Source organism: Methanoregula sp., from assembly GCF_002835825.1.
Taxonomy (GTDB): Archaea; Halobacteriota; Methanomicrobia; order Methanomicrobiales; family Methanospirillaceae; genus Methanoregula.
Map to the genome: position 1 here is coordinate 1 of NZ_PIZH01000040.1, position 9468 is coordinate 9468.

Genomic DNA, 9468 nt, shown 5'->3' on the forward strand with positions numbered 1-9468 from the left:
GAGTATTTCCTTCCCACAACTCGCATGCACTCCTCCGGTGGGCAGATCTCTTAAACCTCCGCCCGAAGGGGAAATGAGGGTGTATCCTCCTCCTTCCCGCAACCAATACCTTCTTTTTGTTCCAGGGTGACGATGTCGTAGGGAATACGTATGCCGATCCAGCAGATCCACGTGGAAAATTTCAAGAGTTTCTCCGAGCTCGACATCGACCTTGCCCGGTTCAATGTCGTGATCGGGTCAAACGCGGCGGGGAAGTCCAACTTCATCAGCATCTTCCGGTTCCTGAGGGACATTGCCACCGCGGGAGTCGTGAACGCGATTGCGATGCAGGGCGGTGCGGACTATCTCCGGAATGCAAAGATCGGCACATCACGCGACCTGGTTGTCCGCGTCCGGTACGTTCCCGAGAGCACGCTTGAGTACGTGGAGAACACGGGAGAGGGCCCGGCACTGCTGGGAATGCGGGCCTGCGACTCCCAGTACGAGTTTGCGCTGCGGTTCACCGGCCACCAGGACGAATTTTCCATTGTCCGGGACCGGCTCGAGATCGGGTGCGATCTCTCGGCCTGCCGGCGTAACGGGACAGCGGTTGTCGAGGACAGTCCTATCGGGCGGGGGGAGATTGTAATCGAGAGCGAGAACGGCAGGATCCGGTACTCGGTCACCATACCGCAGGGCTGTCCGCTCCGTGAGGAGGAGATCATCCCGGTCTTCTTCCGGAACAAGCAGCTGCCGGAGAAGACGCTCCTGTTAGAAACCATCTACGGCTTTCCCCTCCCCCACCTCGACAAATTCTTTGACCGGATAGCGGTATACGATATTGACCCGAAACTCCCAAAGAAAGGGGCGGTCATCACCGGGAAGCGCGAACTGGACCCGGACGGGGGAAACCTTGCCCTCGTGCTGAAGCGGATCCTTGAAGATCCGGAAAAGAAACGCAAGTTCTCAAATCTCCTCCGGGACACCCTGCCCTTCGTGGAGGAGTTCTCGGTCCAGAAGTTCATGGACGTCTCCCTCATCCTCACCCTCCGGGAACGGTATGCAAAGGAACGGGACCTCCCGGCCTCCTCGCTCTCGGACGGGACGATCGTGATCTTTGCCCTCATCATCGCGCTCTATTTCGAGGAGAAGCCGTTCATCATCATCGAGGAGCCGGTCAGCCACATCCACCCGTTCCTGGTCGGGCGCCTGATCGCCATGATGAAGGAGGCATCAGAAAAGAAGCAGATCCTCCTCACCACCCACAGTTCCGAGGTTGTCCGGCACACGGGACTTGCTGATATCCTCCTCATCTCGCGGGACAACGAGGGCTTCTCGATTGTCTCCCGGCCGGCAGACAAGGAGGAAGTGCGGACGTTCCTCGAGAACGAGATCGGCATCGAGGAACTCTATATCCAGAACCTGCTGGGAATCTGAATGAAGAAGCGCCTGTTCATCATGGTGGAGGGTGAGGACGATGTCCGGTTCTTCGGCCGGCTCATCAAACCCCTGATTGCCCCCCGGTATGATTCCGTGGAGATCATTCCCTATGCCTGCATCAAGCGCGAGAAGGTGAACCGGTTCTTAAAGAGCGTTGTCCTGATGAAGAACGACTACATCTTTGTCGCGGATATTGACAACGAACGGTCGGTGAGGGACAAGAAGCAGATCCTGTACTACCGGTTCAGCGAGATCGACGGGGGGAAAATTGTCATCGTGATCCGCGAGATCGAGAGCTGGTACTATGCCGGGATTGCCGGATCCCTTGCACAGGAGCTGGGTATCACGGAGACCGGAAATACCGACGACCTGACCAAGGAGGACTTCAATATGCGGATGCCGAGAAAGTTCGATTCCCGGATCGATTTCATGTTCGAGATCCTCAAATCGTTCTCCCTTGAAACAGCAGTAAAGAAGAACACCTCGTTCCGGTTTTTCACGGAGCGGTACCAGGTGTACGAGAATCCCGTCTGATTCCGCCAGCCCCCTGTTTTTCCCGGCTGGCACGATGGTAATATCGAAACCATTTTTTAGCGCATGGCGCCACTCTGTAATACCTGGATTGAGGTATTTTTATGGAAAGGTTCGTTTGTACGATTTGCGGTCATGTCTATGACCCGGAGAGAGGGGATATTCTCCTGGACCTTGCCCCCGGAAAGGATTTTTCCGAGCTCCCCGGCGACTGGCAGTGTCCGGTCTGTTTTGCCGAGAAGAGCAAGTTCGTGAAGGCGGGATGATACCATGGTCTCACGAGAGATTGCAAAAGATGTTTTCTGGGTCGGGGCCCTGGACTTCGACCGGCGGCTCTTTGACGAGCTGATTCCCCTTCCGGAGGGGACGAGCTACAACTCGTACCTTATCCGGGGGAGCGAGAAGACCGCCCTGATCGACACGGTCGACTTAAAGAAAGAGGAGGAACTCATCGTCAACCTCATCAAGCTCGGGATCGACCAGATCGATTACATTATCATCAACCATGCCGAGCAGGACCACGCGGGCTCCCTGCCCATGGTGCTGGAAATGTACCCAAGGGCGAAAGTCGTGACCAACGAGAAGTGCCGCGACCTTCTCGTTGCCCTCCTCCAGATCCCAAAAGAGTCCGTGATGGTGATAAAGGACGGGGAGACCCTCTCTCTCGGGAATAAGACGTTAAAATTCCTCCTCACGCCGTGGACCCACTGGCCCGAGACGCAGGTTACGTTCCTTGTTGAGGACAAGATCCTCTTCCCCTGCGATCTCTTCGGGTTCCACCAGGCAACGAGCGAATTGTACATCACCAATGAGGCAGAGGCATACCGGTCCGCAAAACGGTATTTCGCCGAGATTATGATGCCGTTCCGGAACAGCATCAAAGGGTACATTCCGAAGGTGAGGGACCTGGACCCCGTCATGATTGCGCCGAGCCACGGCCCGATCAACAAGAACCCGAAGTTCATGCTCGATGCGTACGAGGACTGGGTCTCGGACACCGTGAAGAACGTGGTCGTCCTTCCCTATGTCTCCATGCACGGGAGCACGCAGGTCCTGGTCGACCACCTGGTCGGGGCGCTCATCCAGCGGGGTGTAGAGGTCAAACCGTTCAACCTCTCGCACACGGATATCGGCGAACTGGCCTATGCCCTCGTGGACGCGGCAACGGTCGTGGTCGGGACGCCGACCGTCCTCTTCGGGCCACACCCCCAGGTGGTCTATGCCACCTACCTTGCCAATGCCCTGAAACCCAAAGTCAGGTTTGCTTCGGTGATCGGGTCCTATGGCTGGGGCGGGAAAGCGGCCGAGACCATTGTCAAGATGCTGGACCATGTCAGGGTCGAGGTGATCGAGCCGGTTGTCATCAAAGGGCTCCCGGGAGAGGCTGATATTGTCGCCATCAACCGGCTTGCCGATGATATTGCAAAGAAACATAAGGAGATCGGTATTTTATAACTGTGAGGAATCCTGTATGACCAAAATCCTTGAGGTATACAAATGCGGAGTGTGCGGCAATACGACCATGGTGGTAAGCCCTTCCGGTGGTACACTGGTCTGTTGCGGCCAGCCGATGAACCTGCAGGTGGAAAAGACTGACGATGCTGGTAAAGAGAAGCACGTACCGGTCATCGAGAGGACAGCAAACGGGATCCGGGTGAAACTCGGCTCCGTCCCCCACCCCATGGAGGAGAAGCATTACATCCAGTGGATCGAGGTTATCTCCGGGGATAACCTGTACGTCCACGGGCTGAAGCCCGGCCAGGCGCCGGAGGCAGAGTTCCCTGTTAAGGCAGACCATGTCAAGGTCAGGGCATTCTGCAATGTCCACGGGCTCTGGACAAGCAGCCTGTAACCCCCTTTTTCCTGCCTTCGCAGGCAAATACTAATAGATTCCGGCGGTAACCCATTAGTAATGCGCCGGCTTGAACATCTCTCGACAACCCTTGCCGATCTCGGCGATATCTTCACGTTCATTGCGCCGGTGACGTGCCTCCCCCTCCTTGTCTGCATCATCTTTTCCGAGTGGGAGATGTTTTTGCCCATGGCCGCTGTCCCGGCCGTCTTCCTTGTTGCCGGTCTCTTCTTCCGGCAGCTCCCCCGGAGTTCCAAGGGGAGCCGGCTCTCGATGGCGATGTGTTCGGTCGCCCTCTTCTGGTTAGCCTGCGCCGTGGTGAGCGGGATACCGTTCATGCTGGGCCTGCACATGAGTTTCACCGACGCGGTTTTCGAGGGGATGGCCGGGTGGACGGGCACGGCCTTCTCGATGATCCGGTCCGTGGATACCGCCCCCTACACGCTCCTCTTCTGGCGGTCGTACATGCAGTGGATCGGGGGGATCGGGATCATCGCCTTTACGGTGGCGCTGGCCAGCAGCACCGGACTGTTCCGGTCACGGATCTTCCGTGACGAAAGCCGGGACGAGTCACTCATGCCAGCCGTTGCAGCAGTGGGCCGGTCCCTCTGGAAGATCTATGCCGTACTCACATTCTGTGCCATCGGCCTGATCCTTTTTACCGGTCTCTCGCTCTGGGAATCGGTGAACCTTGCCCTCTCGGCAATTTCTACCGGCGGGTTCACCCTGCATGCAGGCGGTGTCCTGCACTATGACAGCGTGGTCCTCCAGCTCCTCCTTATCCCGATCATGATCGCGGGTGCCCTGCCCTTCAAGCTCTATTTCCTGATCCTGGAAAACCGTCGCCTGAGCCTGTTTGGCGATGAGCAGGTTAAGATCTTCTTTCTCCTCCTCCTTGCCGGCACGGCGGTGCTGGTCTACGACCTCGCGCTCTTCTCCGATACTGACCTGCCTGCCGCTTTGCTCCAGGGCCTGTTCATGGCAGCCTCGGCCCTGACGACAACCGGGTTCCAGACGGTGAATCTCCAGACCTGGGCCGGTGTCACGATCCTCTTCCTTGCCATGCTGACGTTCATCGGGGGCGCTGCCGGCAGTACAGCCGGGGGAATCAAACTGGACAGGATAGCCTTTGGTGTGCGGGCGCTGTTGTGGTGGTTCCGCCGGCTCTTTGTCAGCGGCAAGGTTCTTGTCCCGTTCCGGGTAGAGGGGCGTGTTGTCCCGCGGGACACGGCCGAGCTGGAGACCGCAAAGAACATGCTTGTCATCATCCTCTCTGTCATCATCATCTTTGTAGCATCCCTTGCCGTCCTTCAGTACCACATCACCACGTTCTCCTTAACAGAGATCGTCTTCCAGGTGGTCTCGGCCTTCTCCACCTGCGGTATCAACACCGGGTACGTCATGCCCGATATGCCGGTCATCTCGAAATGGATCTTCATCCTCGTGATGTGGATCGGGAGACTGGAGGTCATCCCGGTTATTATCCTCTTCCTTTCGCTGATTCGGGGCCCGGAATAGGTCAGATTCCGGGGATGAGCCGGCTGACAACGAGCACCGAGGCAAGCCAGATACCATATGCCCCGGCAAGACCCTCCAGCAGGCCCATACGGCTGGTGAAAAAGTACAGTGCGACAAGAAAAATCACTGAAGGGATGGCAAAGAAGAATGTCCCGAGAACAAGCTGGCGGGTCGTGTCGATCCCCGCTTCGCTGTACGTGAACAGGAACGCGATGGTGGTGATGATGGGTGCGGCGGCAAGGATGCCCCCATATTTCGGGTTCACCTGCTGGGCAAGATACGTTACCCCGACGATGATGCTCCCCCCGACAATGAATTTTACCAGGGCCTGCAGGTAATCCATGACATCTAAGGGTCACCACTCTTTCTGTTTAATACCTGTGCATATCCGAGGGGTTCTCGCGGCACGATAGTATCAAAAACCGTTCACGGTAACCGTTCACGGTCACCATTCCGGCGCAACTTTACTTTTGTTAACATCAGGAGATCTAATATAAATTGCCGCCCTATGCTATGATGATGAAGCAGATCGCCCTGTACGGGAAAGGAGGCATCGGGAAGTCCACGACCTCGGCCAACCTCTCTGCCGCGCTCTCCCACCGGGATCTCTCCGTTCTCCAGATCGGGTGCGACCCCAAGCGGGACAGCACCCGGATGCTGATGCAGGGCCGGTTTATTCCCACGGTAATGGACCTTGTCCGGGTCCGGGGCGATGCGAATGTCTCCCTTGACGATGTCGTCTTTACCGGCTACAATGGCATCCGCTGCGTGGAGGCGGGCGGGCCCGAACCGGGCGTTGGCTGTGCCGGCCGGGGGATTATTGCCACCTTCCAGCTGCTCGAAAAGTTCGGGGCGCTTTCCGGCGACGTCATCGTGTACGATGTCCTCGGCGATGTTGTCTGCGGGGGCTTTGCCATGCCGATGCGGGAGGGCTATGCGCAGGAGATCTATCTTGTCACCTCCGGCGAACTGATGTCCCTGTATGCGGCAAACAACATCTGCAAGGCAGTCCAGAGGCTGGCCTCGCGGGTGAAGAGCAAGTGCCGCCTTGGCGGGGTGATCTGCAATGCCAAGGGCCAGCCCCGGGAGGAGGAACTCGTCTCCGAGTTTGCCCGGCGGGTCAACAGCACGATGGTCCAGTATATCCCCCGCGACCATGTTGTCCAGCAGGCCGAGGTAAACCGCCAGACCGTAATCGAGTTTGCCCCTGATTCGCCCCAGGCCGGCCACTACCGCTCCCTTGCAGGAAGGATCATGGAGAACACGAACCTCACCATCCCCACTCCTCTGGAGATTGATGACCTCGAATCCCTTGCCCGCGAATTCCTCTAGGCTCGGCGGCTGCACGCTCACCGGGGCGATATCGGTGACCTCCCATCTCCGCGACACGGTCACCGTGGTCCATGGGCCGAAGGGATGCAGCCACCACAATGTCTCCCTTCTCCATGCCAGCTGGCTTGACAACGACCATGCGGTCCTCCCGAGCCTCCTCTCCACGGGACTCTCAGAAAAAGAGGTGATCTTCGGGGGGGAGGATGCCCTCCGGAAGGCGATCGGATCCGCTGCGGGACAGGAAGGTGTCCGGGCTGTTGTTGTCCTCTCGACCTGTGTTGTCGGGACGATCGGGGACGATGTCAGTGCTGTCTGCCTGGAAGACTATGGCGTGCCGGTGGTCTCCATCCCGTCGGCAGGGTTCCTCGGGGGCACGTTCCAGGACGGGATGAACAATGCCCTCATCGCCCTTGCGGGAACGGCAGAGCCCTGCCAGAAGGAACGTTGTGTAAACATCATCGGGGAGATGAACCTTGAATTCGAGGTAGAGGAGAATTACCGGGAGGTCGAACGGCTCATCTCGCTCCTGCACCTCCCGGTGAACCTCCGGTTCGTCCACAACCTCGGGTGGGAACAGATTGCACGGCTTGGGAGAGCAGAACTCAATATCATGCGGAGCCCGGCCCTTGTCCCCGTGGGGGAGTACCTGAAAAACCGGCTCGGCACCCCGTATATAGCCTCGTTCCCCCACGGGCTCTCCGGCACCCTCTCGTTCATTCGTGAAGTTGCAGCCCTTTGTAGCATCGACGGGCAGGAAGCGCTCAGGGAGGAGTGCCTGCGGCAGGAAGAGATGCTTGGCCAGTTTTCCGATCTCCGGCAGGTACAAGTCTCCCTCGACCGTCTCCACTCCGGGGAGGACGAACTCCTTGCGGCCGAGGAACTGGCTGCTGCGCTGGACCTGGTTATGGGCACCCCGGGAACGTGCGCCCGCCTTCCGGTAAGCGCTGCGGTAGGGACCGCCGGGACAAAGCGGATGCTCCACCGCTGGAGGAGGGCTGCCCATGCCTGAGTGCGACAACCCTCTCTGGCCGTGCGCCATGACCGGTGCTGCTGCCTGTCTTGCCGGGTTCGACGGGATTGCGGTTGTTATCCACGGTTCCAGCGGGTGCTACTACTATCCCACGACCCTCCTCCATGCCCCGCTCCATGGCACATTCATCCTCGAGGATGACGTGATCTTCGGGTCGGAGGACCGGCTCCAGGAGGTCATCGGCAGCCTGTCGGGAACGGGGAAGCGGATCGCAGTCATCACGACCTGCGTTCCGGCACTCCTTGGTGAAGACATCCGGTCCATGCTCGATGAACATGATGTGATCCTTGTCGACAGCCCGGGCTTTGCCGGGGATATCGAGACCGGATACGCAAAGGCCATCAGCATACTTGAACCCCGAATCGACCCGGGAACCCCCGGAGTCAATATCGACGGGGCCTGCCTCTTTGACCCGTTCGCTGCCGGAAACATCCAGGAAACAAGAAGACTTCTTGGCATGGCGTCAGTCCCGGTGGCAACAGTCTTCTCATCGGACGTTCTCGATCGCGTATACCATGCCGCCCCATACACTATCGGCACCAACGGGGATTTCCCCTCCGGTGTCGGTGAAACCCTCGGGGGGATACTGGGACTTACGGGAGTCCGTGAGACCTTCACCCGGCTTGGCGATGCCATTGATGGTGCCGACTGCGACCCGGTCTTTGCGGAACTGGAGCAACAGGAGGAGCGCCTTGTCCGGGCATGCGACAAGTTTCTCCAGCGGTATGACCCCCCGTCCACTGCCATCTTTGCGGGCTCCTCGTATGCCCTCTTTGCCGCAGAAGCCCTCCATACCTACCTCGACGCGGAGATCTGCTGCATCGGGACCCGGAATGTACCCGGCGAGAGCCGTTTCAGGACTGAGCAGGTATCCAGCCTGTCGCGGGTCCGCGAGCTGATCGCGACCCATGACCCGGATCTTGTGATCGGCTCGTCGTTCGAACGCTCGCTCTCCCAAGAGAAAGCATTTACCGGGATCATTCCCCCGCTCCGGGGCCGGGTCAGGATCTATCCTGCACCGCTTGCCGGCATCAACGGCACGCTCTCGTTCATGGAGTCGGTGCTGAACTCCTGTATGGATAAAAAACCCTGATCTGTTCTCTTATTCCATCATCCCTCCGACGGCGTTTCACTTTCACCCCGCGCACGCCGGGGGGTTATATACCGTCAGGATCAACGCCCGTATACGACAGAAGGTGGTCGTGTATGATGGAAAAAGCAGGATATCTCCAGGCAACAAGGTCGCAGGCAGTTGACAGCGATGGCGTCCCCCACGGGATTGTCGAGCTCCACATTCTCGGGAACCGGTACGCAATCCGGCGCTCCGACCTGATCCGGGCGGTCACCGGCAGGGTCCACGTCCAGGTCGAGGACCTTACCCGGAACTGGGGAGATTTCCTGGGCCAGACCCGGGGCCTTGCGCAGGTCTCGGTATCCGGCAAAGCCCTGAACATCGACCTGTTCGGGCTGGGCAGTTATACCCTCTCCCTCTCTTCGCTCAAGGCCGTGCTCTATGGCAAGGAACGCCTTGCGGTCATCGTGCGGATACCCGAAGCCCCACTCGTCAGGATCCGAAGAGTAACGGATGGTCAGCAGACCATTGGCGCCGCAGTCTGACAACATCCCGGTTTTTCCTCCCCTCTCATCCCCTTTCCTTTCCCCTCATTCTTGTTTTACGGCGGAAAGCGTGCAACATTAATAGTTCTGCGACAGATGATCATGCGACACAGAAGCCCACCTGTCCCGCCGGTTTCGTATGATATCCGGCACCGGGCAGCGGGTATCG

The 9468-nt window shown here is 58.5% G+C and carries 11 protein-coding genes; 10 read left to right on the forward strand and 1 reads right to left on the reverse strand.

Translation table 11 applies throughout. From position 1 onward, the window contains the following. Positions 1-150: 150 nt before the first annotated feature. The 6 genes from CW742_RS02745 (at position 151) to CW742_RS02770 (ending at position 5320) form a co-directional block, all read left to right on the forward strand. Positions 151-1416, forward strand: coding sequence for an AAA family ATPase (locus tag CW742_RS02745; protein ID WP_292416147.1), 1266 nt, complete (start codon positions 151-153; stop codon positions 1414-1416). Beyond that, complete coding sequence (locus CW742_RS02750) at positions 1417-1953, forward strand: hypothetical protein (RefSeq protein ID WP_292416149.1); 537 nt, start codon at positions 1417-1419, stop codon at positions 1951-1953. 101 nt (positions 1954-2054) lie between these two features. Continuing rightward, on the forward strand, positions 2055-2216 hold the full coding sequence (locus CW742_RS02755; RefSeq protein ID WP_292416151.1) for a rubredoxin: 162 nt from the start codon (positions 2055-2057) through the stop codon (positions 2214-2216). 4 nt (positions 2217-2220) lie between these two features. Then, on the forward strand, positions 2221-3405 hold the full coding sequence (locus CW742_RS02760; protein WP_292416153.1) for an FprA family A-type flavoprotein: 1185 nt from the start codon (positions 2221-2223) through the stop codon (positions 3403-3405). Between the two features lie 16 nt (positions 3406-3421). Next, positions 3422-3802 carry a desulfoferrodoxin gene (locus CW742_RS02765; protein ID WP_292416155.1) on the forward strand — a complete coding sequence of 127 codons (381 nt, stop codon included), beginning with the start codon at positions 3422-3424 and terminating at the stop codon, positions 3800-3802. 60 nt (positions 3803-3862) lie between these two features. Then, positions 3863-5320: a TrkH family potassium uptake protein gene (locus tag CW742_RS02770; protein WP_292416157.1), complete on the forward strand. Its 1458-nt coding sequence runs from the start codon at positions 3863-3865 to the stop codon at positions 5318-5320. A gap of 1 nt (position 5321) precedes the next feature. Here CW742_RS02770 and CW742_RS02775 read toward each other — a convergent pair whose 3' ends face one another. Further along, entirely contained in the window at positions 5322-5663 is a 342-nt protein-coding gene (locus CW742_RS02775; protein WP_292416159.1) for a GlpM family protein, read from the reverse strand. A 176-nt stretch (positions 5664-5839) separates the two neighbouring features. Between CW742_RS02775 and cfbC the strand changes: the two genes are divergently transcribed. The 4 genes from cfbC to CW742_RS02795 all read left to right on the forward strand — a co-directional run bounded on the left by cfbC (position 5840) and on the right by CW742_RS02795 (position 9299). Then, positions 5840-6652, forward strand: coding sequence for a Ni-sirohydrochlorin a,c-diamide reductive cyclase ATP-dependent reductase subunit (gene cfbC, locus CW742_RS02780; protein WP_292416166.1), 813 nt, complete (start codon positions 5840-5842; stop codon positions 6650-6652). Beyond that, complete coding sequence (locus CW742_RS02785) at positions 6618-7661, forward strand: nitrogenase component 1 (RefSeq protein ID WP_292416160.1); 1044 nt, start codon at positions 6618-6620, stop codon at positions 7659-7661. Before cfbC ends, CW742_RS02785 begins: the two co-directional genes overlap by 35 nt. Then, entirely contained in the window at positions 7654-8775 is a 1122-nt protein-coding gene (locus tag CW742_RS02790; RefSeq protein WP_292416162.1) for a nitrogenase component 1, read from the forward strand. The genes CW742_RS02785 and CW742_RS02790 overlap by 8 nt, the downstream gene beginning before the upstream one ends. Before the next feature lie 113 nt (positions 8776-8888). Continuing rightward, a complete protein-coding gene (locus CW742_RS02795; RefSeq protein WP_292416163.1) occupies positions 8889-9299 on the forward strand; it encodes a hypothetical protein in 411 nt (136 codons plus the stop codon). Positions 9300-9468 lie beyond the last annotated feature (169 nt).

Excerpts from the sequence above, each read along its gene's own strand:
- CW742_RS02745 (WP_292416147.1), top strand. The coding sequence starts at position 151 with ATGCCGATCCAGCAGATCCACGTGGAAAATTTCAAGAGTTTCTCCGAG.
- CW742_RS02795 (WP_292416163.1), top strand. The coding sequence starts at position 8,889 with ATGATGGAAAAAGCAGGATATCTCCAGGCAACAAGGTCGCAGGCAGTT.
- CW742_RS02785 (WP_292416160.1), top strand. The coding sequence starts at position 6,618 with ATGACCTCGAATCCCTTGCCCGCGAATTCCTCTAGGCTCGGCGGCTGC.
- CW742_RS02790 (WP_292416162.1), top strand. The coding sequence starts at position 7,654 with ATGCCTGAGTGCGACAACCCTCTCTGGCCGTGCGCCATGACCGGTGCT.
- CW742_RS02760 (WP_292416153.1), top strand. The coding sequence starts at position 2,221 with ATGGTCTCACGAGAGATTGCAAAAGATGTTTTCTGGGTCGGGGCCCTG.
- CW742_RS02755 (WP_292416151.1), top strand. The coding sequence starts at position 2,055 with ATGGAAAGGTTCGTTTGTACGATTTGCGGTCATGTCTATGACCCGGAG.
- cfbC (WP_292416166.1), top strand. The coding sequence starts at position 5,840 with ATGAAGCAGATCGCCCTGTACGGGAAAGGAGGCATCGGGAAGTCCACG.
- CW742_RS02775 (WP_292416159.1), bottom strand. The coding sequence starts at position 5,663 with ATGGATTACCTGCAGGCCCTGGTAAAATTCATTGTCGGGGGGAGCATC.
- CW742_RS02770 (WP_292416157.1), top strand. The coding sequence starts at position 3,863 with ATGCGCCGGCTTGAACATCTCTCGACAACCCTTGCCGATCTCGGCGAT.
- CW742_RS02750 (WP_292416149.1), top strand. The coding sequence starts at position 1,417 with ATGAAGAAGCGCCTGTTCATCATGGTGGAGGGTGAGGACGATGTCCGG.
- CW742_RS02765 (WP_292416155.1), top strand. The coding sequence starts at position 3,422 with ATGACCAAAATCCTTGAGGTATACAAATGCGGAGTGTGCGGCAATACG.